This is a genomic window from Paenibacillus psychroresistens (assembly GCF_009728935.1).
GTDB classification, from domain to species: Bacteria; Bacillota; Bacilli; order Paenibacillales; family NBRC-103111; genus Paenibacillus_AC; species Paenibacillus_AC psychroresistens.
In genome coordinates this window covers 5,058,212-5,078,239 of sequence record NZ_CP034235.1, presented here as the reverse complement: position 1 = coordinate 5,078,239, position 20,028 = coordinate 5,058,212, and the positions used below count along the sequence as shown (strand labels likewise).

The 20,028-nt window shown below is 43.2% G+C and carries 14 protein-coding genes; 13 read left to right on the top strand and 1 reads right to left on the bottom strand.

Annotation, left to right across the window (positions count from 1 at the left end):
• The first annotated feature begins 37 nt into the window (after positions 1-37).
• From EHS13_RS23325 to EHS13_RS23270, 12 genes are all read left to right on the top strand, one after another.
• Positions 38-2,455 (top strand): glucosidase family protein, encoded by a 2,418-nt coding sequence (locus EHS13_RS23325; protein WP_227013491.1) that lies wholly within the window; start codon positions 38-40, stop codon positions 2,453-2,455.
• A gap of 30 nt (positions 2,456-2,485) precedes the next feature.
• On the top strand, positions 2,486-5,107 hold the full coding sequence (locus EHS13_RS23320; RefSeq protein WP_155702694.1) for a glycoside hydrolase family 38 N-terminal domain-containing protein: 2,622 nt from the start codon (positions 2,486-2,488) through the stop codon (positions 5,105-5,107).
• Between the two features lie 51 nt (positions 5,108-5,158).
• On the top strand, positions 5,159-5,893 hold the full coding sequence (locus EHS13_RS23315) for a ThuA domain-containing protein (protein ID WP_155702693.1): 735 nt from the start codon (positions 5,159-5,161) through the stop codon (positions 5,891-5,893).
• A 24-nt stretch (positions 5,894-5,917) separates the two neighbouring features.
• Positions 5,918-6,676 (top strand): phytanoyl-CoA dioxygenase family protein, encoded by a 759-nt coding sequence (locus tag EHS13_RS23310; protein ID WP_155702692.1) that lies wholly within the window; start codon positions 5,918-5,920, stop codon positions 6,674-6,676.
• Entirely contained in the window at positions 6,673-7,680 is a 1,008-nt protein-coding gene (locus tag EHS13_RS23305) for an aldo/keto reductase (RefSeq protein ID WP_155702691.1), read from the top strand. Before EHS13_RS23310 ends, EHS13_RS23305 begins: the two co-directional genes overlap by 4 nt.
• Positions 7,681-7,706: 26 nt before the next feature.
• Positions 7,707-10,118: a beta-galactosidase GalA gene (galA, locus tag EHS13_RS23300; protein WP_162463214.1), complete on the top strand. Its 2,412-nt coding sequence runs from the start codon at positions 7,707-7,709 to the stop codon at positions 10,116-10,118.
• 149 nt (positions 10,119-10,267) lie between these two features.
• On the top strand, positions 10,268-11,212 hold the full coding sequence (locus EHS13_RS23295; RefSeq protein WP_155702689.1) for a phosphate ABC transporter substrate-binding protein: 945 nt from the start codon (positions 10,268-10,270) through the stop codon (positions 11,210-11,212).
• Positions 11,213-11,521: 309 nt separating this feature from the next.
• A complete protein-coding gene (pstC, locus tag EHS13_RS23290; protein WP_155705485.1) occupies positions 11,522-12,364 on the top strand; it encodes a phosphate ABC transporter permease subunit PstC in 843 nt (280 codons plus the stop codon).
• On the top strand, positions 12,361-13,218 hold the full coding sequence (gene pstA / locus EHS13_RS23285) for a phosphate ABC transporter permease PstA (RefSeq protein WP_155702688.1): 858 nt from the start codon (positions 12,361-12,363) through the stop codon (positions 13,216-13,218). Before pstC ends, pstA begins: the two co-directional genes overlap by 4 nt.
• 2 nt (positions 13,219-13,220) lie before the next feature.
• On the top strand, positions 13,221-13,979 hold the full coding sequence (gene pstB / locus EHS13_RS23280) for a phosphate ABC transporter ATP-binding protein PstB (protein ID WP_227013489.1): 759 nt from the start codon (positions 13,221-13,223) through the stop codon (positions 13,977-13,979).
• Between the two features lie 46 nt (positions 13,980-14,025).
• Positions 14,026-14,685 carry a phosphate signaling complex protein PhoU gene (gene phoU, locus EHS13_RS23275; RefSeq protein ID WP_155702686.1) on the top strand — a complete coding sequence of 220 codons (660 nt, stop codon included), beginning with the start codon at positions 14,026-14,028 and terminating at the stop codon, positions 14,683-14,685.
• Between the two features lie 13 nt (positions 14,686-14,698).
• Entirely contained in the window at positions 14,699-16,492 is a 1,794-nt protein-coding gene (locus tag EHS13_RS23270; protein ID WP_227013488.1) for a GGDEF domain-containing protein, read from the top strand.
• Here the strand turns inward: EHS13_RS23270 and EHS13_RS23265 are convergent.
• Positions 16,467-17,219, bottom strand: a complete 753-nt coding sequence (locus tag EHS13_RS23265) for an HAD family hydrolase (RefSeq protein WP_155702684.1) — start codon at positions 17,217-17,219, stop codon at positions 16,467-16,469. The genes EHS13_RS23270 and EHS13_RS23265 overlap by 26 nt on opposite strands.
• A gap of 116 nt (positions 17,220-17,335) precedes the next feature.
• Between EHS13_RS23265 and polA the strand changes: the two genes are divergently transcribed.
• Positions 17,336-20,014, top strand: a complete 2,679-nt coding sequence (gene polA, locus EHS13_RS23260; RefSeq protein ID WP_155702683.1) for a DNA polymerase I — start codon at positions 17,336-17,338, stop codon at positions 20,012-20,014.
• The last annotated feature ends 14 nt before the right edge of the window (positions 20,015-20,028 follow it).

The window sequence follows — 20,028 nt, the reverse complement described above, 5'->3', positions numbered from 1 at the left end:
TCAAGAAAGGCAGAGAGATATAACTATGAAGCATACCGTGAACAGAGGAATTATATATGCAGAGACAGGAATTCCTGAAACGCCAAGATGGTTTTCAGACAGCAGATTGACCTTCCAAATGGACGAAAACTCCGTCACGCAAGTGGATTATCGCAATCCATTGCAAACCAGAGGCAGCCATACGATATTCTTACAAAGGCTTTGGGATGGGTTTAGGTATTATCTGGAACGCAATAAAGTGATCTACAAGCTGCAGCATAATCAAACGAAAATATGGCCATTTGGGATTGAAGCACAATGTGATTTTGAAGGTTCGTTGTTGAAGCATCAGATATTCGCAGTCGAGGAATCGATTGTTATCCAGCTTATTACGCCAGCTGAACTACCGGCTGGGCTTAAATTCGATTTTGAATTTTATGAGAATTTTGGATTAATTCCCGTTGATTCACAGGATTTGCGTTATAGCGGCGGCGGTGCTGACCGCAATTGGCAGGAGTGGGAATTTAATAAAGCCAATAACTTATTACATGGAGTCCTAGAAGATAGGTATAAAGAGCATGTGGATGAGCATAAGAAATTGAATATTAATAATCAAGATATTGATCATAATGATGATCAGGCTCCAATTGCCCTGCATATCGGGATAAGTGCCAATTTTCCGTTACAATTCGTGAAACGCCCGATCAATACGAAATTTATACTCGTCAGCGATGAGTTTCTGTTACCTAGCACAGCTTATAGCTTTGTGATTACCTTTGCTTCGACAAAAGCGGAGCTGCAGGAACGAATCAGCGGATTAACTGCCAATGTAGAGCAGCTGGTAGCCAAGCAATTCAACCGTTATCAAGCGGTGATCGATCGAGCTCCGGTATTGGTTAGTCCTTATGAGGAATTAAATAACTTTATTAGCTTGGCCCCTCTATACCATGAATCCTGTAAGGTAACTGATACGCCAGGTGCAATTAAAGCCAAAACAGCGAACTATTGGGTATGGGGCTGGGATGGAATGACGAGCAATTATGCCTCGCTTTATTGGGGGGATCAAGCGTTTATCCAAGAGATGCTGCAATTCTACGAGGACACAGCCGACGCTGAGTTCGGTATCGGCCATAGCTTCAGGCATGATATGGGCTTGAATAGCATTAGTGCACTTCCTTCTCAGAGCATGTATATTTCCTTGCTTCATCAGTACTATATGATTTCAGGCGATTTGCAAGAGGTGAAGGAAAGATACGCCTTTGCCAAGCGAATATTTAAGCTAATTAAAACTAATGAGGTTCAAGGGACTGGCTTTTGCGATGGGGCTTCACTTTTCCCTGACTTTCCTTTGTTTATGCACGAAACTGGCAACGATATTAGCGGTTTGAACAATACCATTTTCTATTGTGCTGCGAGATCAATGGAGTATTTGGCCGAGCTCACAGGTGATAAAGAAACGAAACTGTCTGCGAAAACAACCTTTGCTAACATCGAGAAAAACTTTCTGCCACTTTTCTATGATGAGCAGAAAAATTTTATTGTCAGCTCAATCGATTCTAAGACCCTGGAGCGGAGAAATTCATTTAACTCGAATGCTGTCAAATGGGAAAACGGTTATTGCAGCGAGCTTTTGGATCCGATTAGTACCCCTAGTCTAAAGTTTTTTGAAGAAAATGTTGTCTGTAAAGCGGGATTAAGGGAAATTCCCGTCTGGTCGGATGCTTATGACAAAGATGCCAATCAATTGCATTGCTGGTGGCCGGTGACCGGAGAGTATTATATGCGGCTCATTAACAGCCAGAATCGTCCGGATTTAATCGAGCAGTGGATTGGTTGGGTGAGCTACTGGACGAAGAAGCTGACTATTCCAGAAGGGATCCCTTGTTATATTGACACGGATGAGCCGGAATTAGATCGTTGGAATACTTCCAAAGGCATGTGGCATGGCTATTCCATGCGCGGCTGGTATCAAGCTGCCATTCATGGTGTCGTTGGTGTAGGAATGGAAGCCGGTGGATTAACGTTCTATCCCTATGCTGGAGAAGAAATGACTTTACAGGGGCTTCACTTCCGCAATAAAATCCTCGACATTGAGATGAAAGGCAGCGGACCCTACATTGAGAAAATAGAGATTGGCGGTCAGTCGCTGTTGGCTACGAACAAACTGCCCGTTGACTTAGTGGATGGAGAGAACCCTGTGACTATTTCTGTATACAGAGTTCATGAGTGTTTATACCCGGTAACCATCCAAGAAGCATACGGATTGGATTTATTGAATTATCGATATGAGGATGGAATCATTCGAGCGAGCATTCAAGGAGCGGGAACAAGTCGGCTTAAGCTGATAGTCTCCCAAAAACCAAGCATTAGAATAAATGGAGTATCCGTTGAAGTCCACTACGATTCTGCTGAAGAAACAGCTACAGTGGAGCTTGAAATGTCTCTTGGACAAGTGGCAGAGTTGGAAATTCAGTAACTAACTAGCAGAAAGGAACTACTAACAACGATGACAAACAGAGAATCACAAATAGAATCAATAATAGAACCCAAGACCATTTATATTCATTGCAGCAATCATTTTGACCCGATTTGGCGTCGTGGCTTTAAAAAGCCATTCTATTATAATAACGAGAAGTTCGTAAGCTGCAGCGTCATTCAAGAAGCTTGCATTGAGGATTGGGTGACCTTATCACAGGGCAGCGATCTGAAATTTGAGATTGAATGCTCACTTGTGTTAAGAACCTACCTGGAAAAACATCCAGAACACTTGGAAGTTTTCAAACAGCTCATTAAAGAAGGCAGATTCGAATTGCTGGCAGCAGGCGAAATTATTCCCGATCCTAATATGCCGATAGGGGAAACGCTTGTCCGCAATCTGGTATACGGCTTGCTATGGGCAGAGGATACTTTAGGTGTTCTGCCGACAAGCGGCTGCGTCAACGATGGATTCGGTGCTTCGGCGCAGATGCCGCAGATTTTCCGCGGGTGTGAGATTAAATGGCTGACTGGCTTATCTTATAAATTCCCGACCAAGGAATATTGGAAAGGGCTAGACGGTACCTTTCTTTATATTCAGCAGGATTTCCGAACGAAGAACATGAAATACCTTGGGCGTACACCGTATTACCGACCATGCCCTGATTGTCATGGCTATGGCTGCAAGACTTGCCTTGATCGCGGCTTTGACCATTCGTACCGGATGGGTATGGATACCGAAATAGATCCTTCAAAGCTTAATATGATCCATCATCCTTTTGGTTTGATTGCAGCTGGAGGCGAAGAAAGTCTCGTCGTCATGAATTTGGCAGAGAAAGTTGCGGCAGCTAATGCAAGTCAACCAGACTATGACTATACATTCATGCTGATCCAAGATTTAGCGGAGCGTTACAAGGAGGATATTAGGGCTGTCGATTCACCCGATCCTACTCGAGTCTCAGAGGAAGTGGATGGCAATCCGGTGAGTACAGGCTGCCTCGTTTCGCGGATTAAAACTAAGCAGGAAACGAGACGATTGGAGAACAAAGCAGAGAGCATCGAGAAATGGGCTGCCCTCGCAAATTTACAAGGCTTAACGTATCCTAGCCAAGACTTAACGGAAAGCTGGAAGAAAATCGCTTTTGCTGCATTCCATGATTCCATAACGGGTACCCATATTGATGTAGGCTATAAGGAATTACTAGAGCTTTATGCAGAGATAGATGATCACTTAGCAGATGCTTTGGAACAGCTCAAACAGGTAACTATTGAGCAGGATGATCATACAATTTCTGTGTTTAATCCACATAGCTACGAGGTTACCCAGCATGCGGAGGTTTACATTGCAGGAAGCGGATCTTTCACACTCTTGGATGAACAGGGGAAACAAGCGACACTCTTTGAAATCACAGAGCAAGCGGAAGGAAACAAGATTACTTTCCAAGTGGAGGGTATTGCTGGTTTGTCTTGGAAGGAATATCGCATTCAGCGGATTACCAATCCAACCCATGTTCCAGAAACCTCACTTCCGTTTCCTACAGAAAGTCGCTCTATTGAGAATGAATTTTATAAAGTGACTACTAATGATCATGGAGTTATTAGTATCTTTGATAAGAAGGCAGGTCAAGAGCTGGTAAATTCGGCAAAAGGCTACGCTAACGAGCTTGTCCTTGAGCATGATGTAGGCGACCCTTGGACAACCCGGGAGCTGAATAGACCTCGCCTGAGATTAGGCAATGGAAATAAGCTGATTAGCGTTGAGAAGTTCGCGGATCATAGCGTATTGACATACCGCGGCCAATTGGCGGGTAATGAGGAAATCCAGAACCCAGTGGATTATCGTGTAATGATCTTGGAATGGGAACAAAAAGTAATCCTCAGAAACGGGATTCCGCGCGTCGATTTCGAGACGAAGATTGATTGGGACGCCTTCGACCGTCGCATTCGAATTTCATTCCCAACCCCTGTTGTTCTCAAGAACGATAGCGGTCATTATGCTATTCCCTATGGAACATTGACAAAGTCTCGCTATGAGATGTCCTTCACTGGATGGGAGAATCCGAACGGTGATTGGGCTGCAGTGGAATGGGGATCAACTGGTGCCATCTCGGGTATCAACGTCGCGATCTTCAATCGCGGTACGCCAAGCTACCGAATTGAACGCGGTGAAATTCTAATGTCCGTGCTGAGGAGTCCAACATTTCCGAACTGTTTGTTGTGGCCGCGAGAATATAACGCGCCGGTGTACGATGGGATGAGAGATCAGGGAGAGCATGCTTTCAGTTACTCTTTATACAGCTATGAGGGTCATTGGCAGGATAGCGATGTTGTCAAACAAGCCTACACCTACAATAAGCCGCTGCTTGCTTACCCCGGGAAATTAAAGCAAAAGCTTCCAGCTATCGAGCTATTCGCCAAGCATACCTTAATATCAGCAATGAAAAAGGCGGAGCGGAGCAACGGTACAATCATCAGACTATTCGAACACAGCGGGCAAGCGGAGACGATCAAATTGCAGCTTCCAGATCATATAAAAGCAGTAATCGAAACGAATTTGCTAGAGAAGGATATGAGAATGCTTCCGCTCCTTGAGGGGAATATGATCGAGTTCGAGATGACACCTTTCAAAATAATAACGTTAAAAATGCTATAGAAAAGCGCCAAGCAATGGGTCGTTGATCTGTATTCACTGGAGGAACTAAAAATGAACAAAAAAGTTAAAGTTACGATTTGGAACGAATACCGTCACGAGAAAACGAACGTTGCTGTAAGTGACATTTACCCAGAAGGCATTCATGGTGCGATTGCTCAAGGATTAGGCGAAGAGTTCGATATTAGAATTGCGACGTTGGATGATCCCGAGCATGGACTGACGAAAGCTCGTCTCGATGACACGGACGTACTTCTCTGGTGGGGGCATACCGCTCATCAGGAGGTTGCGGATGAGATCGTAGATCGCGTGGTTAGCCGGATTCTGCAAGGAATGGGCGTGATTTTTCTTCATTCGGCGCATCATTCTAAATTGTTCAAGAAACTAATGGGTACTTCCTGCGATTTGAAGTGGAGAGAAGTTGGGGAAAAGGAGCGGCTGTGGGTTATAGCACCTGGCCATCCTATCGTGGCGGGCATCGGCGATTACTTTGAACTGGAGAAGGAAGAAATGTACGGAGAGTTTTTCGACGTGCCAGAGCCGGATCAAGTTGTGCTTCTCAGCTGGTTCGAAGGTGGAGAAGTGTTCCGCAGCGGTTGTTGTTATACCCGTGGGCAAGGGAAAATTTTCTACTTCCGCCCCGGACATGAGGTATACCCAACGTATCATAACAAGGATGTCCAGAGAATTATCCGTAATGCTGCTCACTGGTGCGCTCCAGTAGATAGACCGCCTACTGGATTCGGAAACGCGGAGCCTCTGGAGGTTCTAGCGGCAAACAAGAATTAGTAACTATTTAAAGGAGTGAACTAGATGCAATTGACGTTTGATCAGAAAAAGCAGTTACTGGAAGATGGGTATGTCAAAGTACCTGGTGTAGTTCCGAAGATTATGGTACAAGAAGCCATGAAGGCGATTAACTATGCCATTGGACAAGGGATACCTGCAGAACGTGGAGGTCTAAGACCTTATCAGAAGCTTGAATCGCAGGAAGTTATCTCAAATTTGATTAATAAAACGCCAGCCAAGGATCTATTGGATTCTCTTCTTGGAGAAGGGATGTATCATGAGATCAATTATGGTCAGGTTGAGCCGCGTTTTCCGGAATATGTGGAAAATCCTCCTCAGGACCATGGGGCTCATATAGACGGAGTATTACATTTGCATGAGGGTACGCTGGACAATTTTACTGCACTATTCGGGATCATTCTAAGCGATCAAACCGAGCCGAATCGCGGGAATTTCACTGTCTATCCGGGAACCCACCGAGCTTATGCAGATTATTTCCAAGAGCATGGGCCTGAGGTTTTATTCCAGGAAGAAGCTTTTCAGACGCTCAAGCGCTCACCTAATGTACCACTGCCTGAGCCTGTGCAGATTGTTGGAGAACCAGGAGATTTAATCATTACACACTACCAACTCGTGCATGCCGGCGGCACTAATAGCTCGGATAAAATTCGTTATTCCTGCTACTATCGAATTGATCACAAGGATCGCAAAGAGAATTGGCAGACGCCGCTGGTGGATCTATGGCATCATTGGTCGGGTATGCAATCGTTTAGTATAGGATGAACTATTCAGCGAATACAGATAGGCATTCTTCGAAAACCATATTACCTCTAACTAAGCATGGGTTTGCTGCGAGTCAACTCGTGCTTGGTTTTATGGCGCATGGCGGAGGGTGGAACGATAATCCGGTCACGTTATCGGAATTGAAGCGGGCGCATGATGCCGTTGAAACGGCGCTTTCCGTGGGAATCAACATGTTTGATCACGCTGATATTTACTCGAAGGGTAAAGCGGAGCTCTTATTCGGACAGGTGTTGAAAGAGCGTCCAGAAATTAGGGATAAAATCATCATTCAATCCAAATGCGGCATTCGCGCGGCGGAAGGTCCGATTCCATCGCGATTTGATTTCTCTAAGGATCATATTATTGCGAGCGCAGATGGCATCTTGAATCGCCTTGGTTTGGAGAAATTAGATATTCTCCTGCTTCACCGGCCAGATCCATTGATAGAACCAGAGGAAGTAGCAGAAGCTTTCCGACAGCTTAAAGCAACGGGCAAGGTGGATAGGTTCGGCGTTTCCAACATGAGCGCAGGGCAGATGAAGCTTCTAGAAGCCTATCTGGACGAACCGTTAGTCGCCAATCAATTGGAGCTTAACTTGCTTAAGCTGGATTGGCTAGAAGCGGGTATATATATGAACCATTCAGAAGGAAAAGACTACTCCTTCCCTGACGGAACAATTGAGCATTGTCGCTTGCTTAATGTTCAATTACAAGCTTATAGTCCATTGGCCCGTGGTTTGTTCTCTGGCGGAGATAGGTCGAATGCGAGTGCAGCTGTACAGGAGACGGCTGCTTTAGTAGCCAGAATGGCGGAAGAGAAGGACACTACCAAGGAAGCGATCGTGCTCAGCTTTTTGCTCCGTCATCCTGCCCATATTCAACCGGTTATCGGGACAGCTGATCCAGACCGGATTCGTGCTTGCAGCGAAGCTATGAAAGTGAACCTAAGCCACGGAGAATGGTATCAGCTATACGTGACTTCTCGCGGACGCGGAATGCCATAACATTATTTCTTGAAAGGAAACTATTTATGAGAGAGAAGTGTTTATTCGATAGGGATTGGAAGTTTTTCAAAGGTGATATGCCTCCTTATAATGATACGGATGATGGAGGGCGTATTAAAACAGGCGCTTATTGCTTTGGTGCCACAGATCTAACATTGGATGATTCGGATTGGGTTTCGCTCCATTTGCCTCATGATTATGTACTTGAGGGAGAATTTACTTATTCCAATGAGAAATTTAAAGATAAAAATGCGATTCCAGCCATGGAATCTATTGATAATTATTTGGTTACAGCTGGATCATTGCCTGGAGGCATTGGATGGTACCGCAAAAAATTCGAGCTTTTAAAATCGGAAGAAGGCAAACGTGTATATATTCAACTAGACGGCATTTACAGAGACAGTACGGTTTATTTAAATAATTTTCACGTCGGTCACAAGGATAGCGGTTTTACTGGGGTGGTCTACGATGTCACCGATTTTATCCGTTTTGGCGGAGAGAATCTAATCTCAGTAAGAGTGGATGCGACAGGGCATGAAGGCTGGTGGTATAACGGAGGAGGTATTTATCGGCATGTATGGCTTATAAAAACGGATTCGCTTCATATCGCGCCTGGTGGAACGTTTATTACTAATTATTTTCAAAGAAATGAAGGAAGTATAACCGCTGAGGTTAATATCGAAATAGACGTTGTTAACAAATACTTTGAGGAAAAGAGCTTTAAGGTTATATCGCGAATATATGATCAGGAAAACAAGCAGGTTGCCCAAGTGGAAACCGATGCGAGCATAAAGACTTGGCGGGATACAAAAGTTGAGCAGAAAGCGTTCATTGATGATGCGAAGTTATGGTCGCTAGAAAATCCCATCTTATATAGAGCGGTGACTACAATCGTGTTTGCAGACAGGGAAGTGGATAGCTATGAAACGATTTTTGGCGTGCGTAGTATTCGTTTTGATGTAAATAACGGATTTTATCTCAATGATGAGCCTGTGAAAATAAAGGGTGTATGCTGCCATCAGGATCATGCTGGAGTTGGTGTAGCCGTAACAGATAGAATTAATGAATTTAGAATGGAGAAATTGAAGGAATTGGGCTGTAATGCTTATAGAAGCGCCCATAATACTCCAACTCCAGAGCTGCTGGATTCGTGCGACAAATTAGGGATATTGGTGGTATGTGAAAATCGGTTTTTTAGCAGCTCCAAGGAAGATTTGGAGAATTTACAAAATATGATTTTATTGAACAGAAATCATCCCTCCATTATATTGTGGTCATTAGGCAATGAAGAGACTAGCCTGCAATTTAAACCAGAAGGTGGACGTATTGTCAGATCAATGAAAGCGATTGTGAGAAACCTTGATACTACCAGACCTGTCACAGCTGCGAATTGCTTCTGGGATAGTGAAAATCAAGTACATTATGAAGATGTTGATACTTTCGTCGATTCGATTAAAGATCTGGATGTCATGGGTTTTAATTATGCGCATGAAATATGGGACAAGTACCATGAATATATGCCCAACCAGCCTATTGTCGTATCGGAAGCCTCAACAATGTTTAGCACTCGGGGAGGTTATGAAACGGATGCGGATAAGAGTGTCATCTATTTAATGGATTCTAAAACGGAGCTTGATCACAGGGGAGAGCTTCAGTGGAAAAAGGTAGCGGAGAACCCTTATTTGAGCGGCATTTTTGTCTGGACAGGTTTTGATTACAGAGGAGAGCCTTCTCCTTTTTCATGGCCATCTGTTAGCTCACAGTTCGGCATTCTCGATAGCTGCGGTTTCCCCAAGGACTTCTATTATTACTACAAAGCTTGGTGGAGCAATGAAACAGTTTTGCATATATTCCCACATTGGAATTGGCCTGATAAGTTAGGTGAGCCTATAGATGTTCATTGTTTTAGCAACTGTGATGTGGTTGAGTTATTTCTCAACGGCGTAAGCCTAGGAAAAAAAGATATGCAGCCGAATTGGCATTTAAGCTGGGAAGCTGTCTTATATGAACCAGGTACACTTACTGCGAAAGGATATAAGGGGAATAATCCAGCTTATGAATGTAAGGTTGAGACTACAGGGTCATCTTATAGGCTGGAACTGTTGCCTGATCGAGCTGTTATCCAAGCAGATGGTATAGATGTTTCAATAATCACCGTTAGAATTCTCGATGATCAAGGTAGAGTTGTGCCGACTTCCGCTAATTTAATTGAATTTACGGTGGAGGGTAATGGCAAGATTTTAGGGGTTGGAAATGGGAATCCAGGGAGTCATGAAAGTGATAAATCCCACGACAGACAAGCTTTTAATGGTCTATGCCAGCTAATTGTACAATCCAATGTAAATTCAGGAGCGATCACGGTCCATGCTATTTCAGAAGGGCTGATAGCAACTACAGTAAAGATAGAAGCTGCAGGAATCAGGGGATTACTTCCATAATCATTATCTATTTAAGCAAAACCAGCTCTTAGGAGCCTGGTTTTTTTATTTTTTTAAGATTTTACAATAGCTTTACAATTCGACTGTTTAGGGTTTACAAATGGTTGCTATGATAAGTGAGAAATAAAAAACAAGGAGGACATACTAACATGTCAAAACAATTTTTCAGAAAAGGCTTCAGCTTAGCAATTGTCGCAATACTTATCGTGGGGGTTCTGGCTGGTTGCGGTAAAAAAACAGAAGATGCAACCGACTCAACTACATCAATCGCACCATCAACTGAAGCAACAACTTCAGCAGCACCTACAGAAACAGAAGCAGCAAACGCAGGCGGAGAAGAAATCACAGGAACAATTACAGCTTCAGGGTCAACGGCATTACAGCCATTGGTACAAAGAGCAGCAGAATATTTCATGAAGGATCACGACAAACTAACAATTAATGTTACTGGCGGCGGTTCAGGTACAGGCGTTAAGAACGTACATGATGGCGTTTCAGACATTGGTAACTCAGATGTTGAAGCAGCAGCAGAATTGAAAGATGGTTTGGTTGATCATATTGTTACTATCGCACCATTTGCGCTTATTGTTAATCAAGGTGTAGGTGTAGAAGATCTTACGCTAGCTCAAGCTACTGATATCTTCACTGGTGTAACTACCAACTGGAGTCAAGTAGGCGGTAAAGACTTGAAAATCGTTTTAGTACACCGTCAAGAAAGCTCAGGCTCACGTAAATTAGTTAAGAAAATCGTATTAGGCGACAAGGATTTTACAAAAGAAGGCTTAACACAGGATTCAAGCAAGCTTGTAGCTACAACGGTTGGAACAACTGACGGTGCCATTGGTTATGTTGATGTTCCTTATCTTGCCCCAACTTACAAAGTAAATGCACTTAAAATTGGCGGCGTGGCATACTCAAGCGATACGATTAAAGACGGTACTTATCCGTTATTCGGATTAGAGCATATGTACACGAAGGGTGAAGCAACTGGCGCTACTAAAGCATTCTTAGAATATATGATCAGCAAAGAATTCACTGAAAAAGAAGATGTATTGGCACTTGGTTTCTTGTCACCAGATTTGTTAAAGAAATAAATCTTTATTAGTGCAATGTAATTGGAGATCGACATGAGCAGGATAGTGTCGTTCTCTATTTTTTTGTGCATATGCTCAGACTCATCTAAATAAAATCATAAATTTACAATCCCTTAACAATTCATTTATTTAATGTTAACAAAACTCTCCTATGATAGAAGGACAACATAGATTTTATTAATGTGTATTTCGCCTTAGGAGGGATTTAGTTTGTCAGCTATTGTAGAGGATTACCCGCGAGGCAAAGATAAAGTCAAAAAGCCGTTAACTAGTAAATGGACTAAGCGACAGAACCAAACGGATTCATGGATGCGTTGGGTTTTTGTGGGAAGTGCAGCTTTTGTAGCGATTATCATTTTCTCAGTAATAGTGTTTGTAGGCTTACAAGGAAGTAAAACGTTTGCTAGTATATCGATTCATGAGTTCTTCTTTACGACAGATTGGAGCCCGGATGCTGAAGTTCCTAAGTTCGGTGCATTTTCATTTTTATACAGTACCTTGCTGCTAACCTTGCTTTCCGTAGTGATGGCTATCCCTTTAGCGCTTTCAGGAGCTGTCTTCATGGCTGAAATCGCGCCTAAATGGATGCGGGAAATATTACGGCCTGCTGCTGATTTGTTTGTGGGTATTCCATCTGTGGTCTATGGCTTGATCGGGATCACAATCATTATTCCCTTTTTATCGGATGTGTTTGGTGGACCAGGTTATGGTATATTCCCAGCGGCATTGATTCTGGCGATTATGATTATGCCAACTATTATGTCTATCTCTGAGGATGCGATGCGTGCATTGCCTGGGAATTTAAAAGAAGCTTCTTTGGCTCTGGGTGCTACAAGATGGCAAACCATCTGGCGCGTATTGGTACCTGCGGCTCGTCCTGGAATTATCACAGGAGTTGTACTAGGTATGGGAAGAGCGATTGGCGAAACGATGGCTGTATTCATGGTAATCGGAAACTCACCTAAGATTCCGCATTCTTTACTGGATTCAACTACCGTTTTAACTACAGCAATTGTCAAAGATATGGGTAACACCTTCTACGGAACACCTTGGAACAATGCGTTATATCTAATGGCGCTTCTCCTGTTATTAGTTTCGCTATCGCTGATTATTATCATCAGAGTCGTGTCTAAAAGGAGCGAGCTTAAATGAGATTAAGTAAATTAACAGATAAAGCAGCCACGATTTTCTTCTGGGTTGCAGGCTTATCAATTATTGTCATTTTAGCTTGGTTCTTAATTCAGATACTCGGTGGCGGATTAAGTCATCTTTCCTGGAGCTTTATTACGGGTAAACCCTCTGAATCCATAGCAGGTGGAGGCGTTGGTCCTCAGCTATTCAATTCCTTCTATATATTATTTCTTTCCTTGCTCGTTTCATTGCCCATTGGTATTGGTGCAGGGATCTACATGGCGATTTATGCCGGGAAGAATAAATTTACAGATTTGATTCGAATTTCTGTAGAAGCCTTGTCATCTGTTCCTTCCATTGTACTGGGACTATTCGGTGCTTTGTTGTTCGTCAACATCATGGGCTGGAGCTTCTCCATCCAAGCAGGCGCTGCAACATTAGCTTTGCTTAATTTACCTATCTTGGTTCGGATTACGGAAGAATCGATTCGTGCTGTACCAAGTTCTTATTGGGAAGCTTCACTAGCACTCGGTTCAACGCAATGGCAAGCCATTCGCAAGGTGCTTATTCCAACAGCTATGCCTGGTTTAATAACAGGAATAACATTGGTATCTGGTCGTGCACTGGGAGAAACAGCCATTCTTATCTATACGGCAGGGACTTCAGTTGCTAGACATTCGCCTTTCGACTTGCAGAATATGGGTGAGACGCTTGCGGTTCACTTGTGGTATGTAGGCGGGAGCTCGTTAGCACCTGATGCAGCCGAAATAGCTAAGGGCAGTGCTGCCTTACTAATTATAGTTGTATTGGTATTCAATTTATTCATCGCCTTACCAAGCCGTATGATTCAAAAAAGACTATCTGGAGGGAAATAATCGTGGCAGAGTATAAAATTAAAGCAGACAAGTTGAATTTGTATTACGGAGATCATAAGGCGTTACATGACATTCAATTGAACATTGAGCAAAATGGGATTTATGCATTAATTGGTCCTTCTGGCTGCGGCAAGTCAACCTTTCTTCGTACCTTAAACCGGATGAACGATTTAATCGACGGTGTGAAAATTGATGGAAGTGTTGTTATTGATGGACAGAATATTTATGACACAGAAACCGATGTTGTATCCTTGCGTAAGCGTGTAGGAATGGTTTTTCAACGTCCGAATCCATTTCCAATGAGCATTTATGACAATATTGCTTATGGTCCCCGCATTCATGGGACTAAGAACAAAGCTACGTTAGATGTAATTGTTGAGAAGAGCTTAAAGCAAGCTGCGTTATGGGAAGAAGTGAAGGACCGTTTGAACAAGTCTGCACTTGGTTTATCAGGTGGTCAACAGCAGCGTTTATGTATCGCTCGTTTGTTAGCCGTTGAGCCTGATGTTTTATTGATGGATGAGCCTACCTCAGCACTAGATCCGATTTCTACACTTAAAGTCGAAGAGCTGTCCCAAGAGCTGAAGGAACGTTATACCATCGTTATTGTGACTCATAATATGCAGCAAGCTGCCCGTATTTCAGACTATACTTCCTTTTTCTTAAATGGCTATTTAGTGGAATCCAACAAGACGGACAAAATATTCACCAATCCAACTGATCAACGTACGGAAGACTATATTACAGGACGTTTTGGATGATCAATGAGCAACAACCATCATAATAACGAAAAAGGGGATCTAACAAATGGATACAAGATTGGGCTATCATCAATCACTTATTGAGCTGCAAACCGATTTATTAAAGATGGGGCGTCAGGTTGAGGTACAGATTCAATCTGCAGTAGATTCACTTTCCACATTGGATGAACAGAAAGCCCGTGAAACAATTGGCAACGATGATCAAATTGACGATATGATGCTTAAAATTGAAGAGCGCTGCTTGCGCCTAATCGCCTTGCAACAACCTATGGCTAGTGATTTGCGGATTATTGGTACGGCCAGCAAAATTGCCGTGGATCTAGAACGGATCGCGGATCATGCCGTAGATATTGCTAAGATCACCAGACGTTTAGCTGGAGAAGAATTGGTTCGCCCTTTAGTAGTTATTCCCAAAATGGCTGAAATCGCGATTGAAATGCTGCGTGAATCCTTGCTTGCTTATACATCGCAGGACGTTAATCGCGCCGCATCTTTAGCGGATCGTGATGATGAAGTAGATCAATTATATGGATCATTAATGCAGGATATGACTGGATTAATGAGTACGGATATTCCTCATAATCGCCAGTTGTTTCATTTAATTATGGTGGCTCAGTTCCTAGAACGTGTTGCCGATCATACTACGAATATCGGTGAAGGCGTTATCTATATGGTGACGGGGAAAAGGAAGGATCTGAACGTTTAACATGCTCACTCCAATGACGCAGCTTGATGAATTCAATCATATACTTGATACACAGAACATCAGGATGGTCTACCAACCTATTGTCTCCTTATTCGACGGTAGCTTATTCGGATATGAAGCCTTGACTAGAGGGCCAGATAATAGTACCTTTCATTCCCCGTCCGTACTTTTTGAATTCGCAGAGAAGAATGGATATCTCTACGAATTGGAGAAGCTGGCTCGCGAAAAAGCAATTCAGAATTCGATCCTCCAGCATAAGCAGCAAATGTTATTCATCAATATTTCCTCACCGGTCATATTCGATCCTAAATTCAAAGCCGGGCAAACGCTTGAGGTCCTTCAGCAAAGAGGACTTAGTCCAAGCAATGTTGTCTTTGAAATTACCGAGCGAATCTCAATCGAGGATTTCACATTGGCGAAAAAAGTTTTGGAGCATTATCGCAATCAAGGCTACAAAATTGCGATCGATGATGCGGGAGCTGGTTATTCTTCGTTGCAAGCGATTGCGGAGCTTCAGCCGGATTATATTAAAGTGGACCGTTCGCTCGTTCAGAATATTCATAAATTCAAGATCAAAGAATATATCATGGAAACCTTTGTGACCTTTGCCCAGAAAATGAATATCCATCTCATTGCAGAGGGGATCGAGAACGAAGAGGAAATGATGAAGTTATCGCGGATGGGCGTTCATTATGTGCAAGGCTTTTTATTGGGAAGGCCTGAGCCTCATGCTGCAGTAATCAGTGAACGATTAACGACCATGATCACACAGCAAAAAGCTGATTATTCGCCAGCTGGCATGACTTGGACAATAGGTGATATCAAAGCACCCATCCAAACCTTCGAGCTTTCGACGAAAATATCGCATGTTGCCGATTATTTTACTTTAAATGAAGTTGCTTCAGGTGTTGTAATTACTTCGGCTAATAAACCTATTGGCTTGGTAATGCGAGAACGGCTTTTTCAACAGTTAGCTGGCCAATATGGGTTCTCCTTGTTTTGGAAGCGGTCGATTGAGTCTGCCATGGACCCTGAACCACTTGTAGTTGATGAGTTTCTACAAGTCGAGCAGGTTTCGCAAATGGCCATGTCGAGGTTACATAATAAACTTTATGATTATGTCATTATTACATCGAATGGTTTTATGTCTGGCGTTTCCTCTGTCCAATCCATCCTTGCCTGTATAACCAATGTTCGCTTAGAATCTGCTCGGGTTGCAAGTCCATTAACAGGACTGCCTGGCAATATTCAAATTCACCGAGAGCTGCAAAAAAGAGCAAGCTCTAACCAGAAATTCTCGGTTATTTATGCGGATTTGGATTATTTTAAATGGTATAACGATCTATATGGTTTTCAAAAAGGGGACCAGTTGTTGCAATTCACAGCTGATATTATTCAGCAATCGGTTATGGCATTTGCACATTCCCAGGATTTTGTTGGACATATTGGTGGGGATGATTATATTATCCTATCGCATAATGATAAGCCTGAGCTGCTATGTGAGGAAATTATTCGCAGATTTGAGCAGGGTGTTCACTTGTTCTATGAAGGCACAACCACTCGTGGTGTTAAGGATCGTCAAGGCAATGCTGTAAACAGTGATGGAGTAACGATATCATTGGCGCTGGTAATCTGTGATTGCAAGTATCAGCCCATCACTTTAGAGCAAATTTCAGAAGCAGCAGCCCAACTGAAAAAGCAGGCTAAATCGCAAAAAGGCAGTGTATATTGCTCTTGCGATTTACTTAATGGTCAGGCGGATTACAGGCCTGTAACTGAGATTAAAGAAGTGAATTCAGCTCACTGAAATGGCGAATAATCATTACTTGTCGGCTCCCAAGCTTCCGCTGGGGGCTTTGTTTGTGATTGTGGAGCGGTCGAATCCAAATGGCATCCATTCCTGAGCTAACTGCACCAACAATGTCATTGTTCCAAGAGTCGCCGACCATGATTGCTTGTGCAGCTGGGATGCGCAAGGTCTGCAAGGCATGACGAAATATTTGCGGATTTGGTTTACGCACGCCACCTTGCTGAGAGCTGAATAAATGCTGCTCGGGAATAAGCGATTGCAGCTTTAAAAGCTTTAGCTGCTGTTCTTGCTTAGGCTTACTGCCATTGCTAATAATAGCGAGCTTGTAGGATTTGTCACTTAGCTGTTCCAAGGTTTCACGTACATCCTTGAACAACCTTGGAGATTGGTCTTGTTTGGACTTTGTTTGCTGCCAAAAAGTTCGGAGGAAACGTTCCTTATTAGGAATAGGCAAAGGTTGAAAGGCATGGGTTAAACAAGCAAGACGAATTTGTTCTAGCGGAACTTTGGTATTCTTCTTTGCCCGCCTTTGTTTTTGCCATTGCTCGGTGTAAGCTTGAAAGACCTTCTCGGGTGAAAAAGCATCGTTCTGCTGCCATCTTCCCGTATATTCTTGCAGTGTTTCGTGAAAGCTGTCACGAAATGACTGCTGGGGATCCAATAAGGTTCGATTCATGTCGAAGAAAATAACCTTCTTCAGCTCTGGCGAATACAAACGCGTCATCTGTTGCTCACACCTCCTGTATAATCACTCTCTATATGTATGCAGAGCAAAAAGGTTTTATCCGACCGTCTACGTGTGATATGATAACCATATGCTTATCGCTGAAGGGGTGTCCAATGAGTAAACTGATTTTGATTGATGGAAACAGTATTGCTTTTCGTGCTTTTTTTGCATTACCGTTACTTAGTAATTCGAGCGGCCTGCATACGAATGCGGTTTTCGGATTTACAACGATGCTTTTGAGATTGATGGATGAGCAGAAGCCAACGCATTTTCTCGTTGCATTCGACGCGGGCAAAGTGACGTTTCGACATAGTGAATATAAAGAGTATAAAGGTGGGAGAGCTAAGACTCCTCCTGAGCTTTCAGAGCAATTTCCTCTAATCAGAGAATTGCTGAAAGCGTTTAGTATCCCGCAATATGAGCTTGCTGGTTATGAGGCCGATGATATCATTGGAACCTTGACGCGGATGGCAGATGATCAAGGGATGGAGGTCATTGTCGTATCCGGAGATAAGGATATGCTTCAGCTTGCTTCCGATAATGTAAAAATTGCCATAACCCGCAAAGGGATCAGCGAGGTTGATCTTTATGATAAGAATGAAATCAAAGAGAAGTATGGCTTAAGTCCGCTGCAAATCATCGATTTAAAAGGGTTAATGGGTGATAAATCCGATAATATTCCAGGAGTGCCTGGAGTCGGCGAGAAAACAGCCATTAAGCTTTTGCAGGAATATGGATCAGTTGAAGAGGTTTTAGCACATGTTGGCGAGATTACAGGCAAAATGGGCGAGAAAATAGCTGAGCATGCGGATAATGCGCGGATGAGCAAGTCGCTGGCGACTATCTTTCGTGAGGTGCCTCTAGAGCAGACCTTGGAACAGCTTCAATATGATGGGTATGATGGGCAAGCGGTAGCGACGCTCTTTCGTAAGCTTGAATTTAGATCATTAATTGATAAAATGGACTTGTCTGGTGGCGTTTCGGACGAGCTCGATGCAGAGCAAGAGAGTTTAACTTGGGCTACAGCAGCTTTAAAGCCAGATCCAGCTATAGACTTTGAAATTAGCCTAACTGATCTCGTAGCAGCCTTGCCTAAGGTGCAAGCAATCCATGTTGAATCGATTGGCGATAATCCAAATGCGGCAGAATTGATCGGACTTTCATTTTACTCGGAAGCTCAAACCTTCTATTTACCAGTTTCTTTATTGCTTTCAAATGAAGCAACAGAGATTAGGAAATGGTTGGCAGATGACAAGATTCCCAAAAAATTATATGATTTACATCGCTCTGAAATTGTAATGGGCTGGAAGGGTATTGAGATTAAAGGCGTTAAATCCTGTATTTTGCTTGCTGCTTATTTGTTGGATCCAACGGAGACCAGTCATACGCTGCACTCCATTTGTTCTAAATACGGAGTATCCGGTATACGAGCCGACGAGGATATATACGGGAAGGGTGCTAAATTCATTCTTCCACAGCAGGCTGCGCTTAGCGAACATCTATGCCGCAAAGCAAATGTGATTTATCAGCTTGCTGATATTCTCGAGAAAGAGCTGGAGAAGAATGAAATGAGCCAGCTTTACCATGATCTGGAGCTTCCGCTTTCTACTGTACTTGCTTCCATGGAGCTAAAGGGCATTAAAGTTAATAAAGATGAGCTGAAAAAGCTGGGTGAACAGCTTGCTATTAAGCTGGATGAGCTTATTATTCAAATTCATCAGCATGCAGGCGGAGAGTTTAATATTAATTCCCCTAAGCAGATGGGTGAGATTTTATTCGATCGCTTGAAGCTGCCCGTATATAAGAAAACGAAAACAGGCTACTCGACCAATGTTGAGGTTTTAGAATGGTTGGAATCGAAGCATGATATTGTTAAGCACATCTTGCTTTATCGGCAGCTTGCTAAGCTTCAATCGACTTATGTTGAAGGACTCTTGAAAGAAATTAAACCGGCAACCGGAAAAATTCATACTTATTTCAAACAAACCATCGCGGCAACCGGTCGCTTAAGCAGTCAATTTCCAAACCTGCAGAATATCCCTGTACGTCTAGAAGAAGGACGCAAAATACGCAAGGTATTCGTTCCTCATCAAACGGGCTGGTCGATACTCGCAGCGGATTACTCGCAAATTGAATTACGTGTGCTTGCCCATATTTCACAGGATGAGAACATGATGGAAGCCTTTCATACAAATTTAGATATTCATACGAAAACAGCGATGGATGTGTTCGGAGTTGAGGCATCAGCCGTTGATTCCAATATGCGCAGACAAGCTAAAGCTGTTAATTTCGGGATTGTGTATGGCATTAGTGATTATGGTCTTTCACAGAATTTAGATATCACCCGAGCCGATGCTGCGAAGTTTATCGAGCAATATTTTGCCGTATTCCAAGGGGTACGCCGTTATATGGATGATATAGTTAAACAAGCCCGTCAAGATGGTTTTGTAACGACCATGCTCAAGAGACGCCGTTATCTAACCGACATCGCCCATTCCAATTTCAATTTACGTTCGTTCGCGGAACGGACAGCAATGAATACGCCGATTCAAGGTACAGCTGCAGATATTATTAAGCTGGCCATGGTCCAGATGGACGAACGGCTGCGTCAAGAAAAACTGGCAAGCCGTATGCTGCTTCAAGTCCATGATGAGCTTGTTTTCGAAGTTCCATTGGAAGAGATGGAGATTATGCAGCGGATTGTACCTGAGGTTATGGAGCATGCTCTTGAGCTTAGTGTGCCCATGAAGGTGGACGTAAATTCGGGTGCCAGCTGGTATGAAGCGAAGTAATTTAAAAGGAGTTT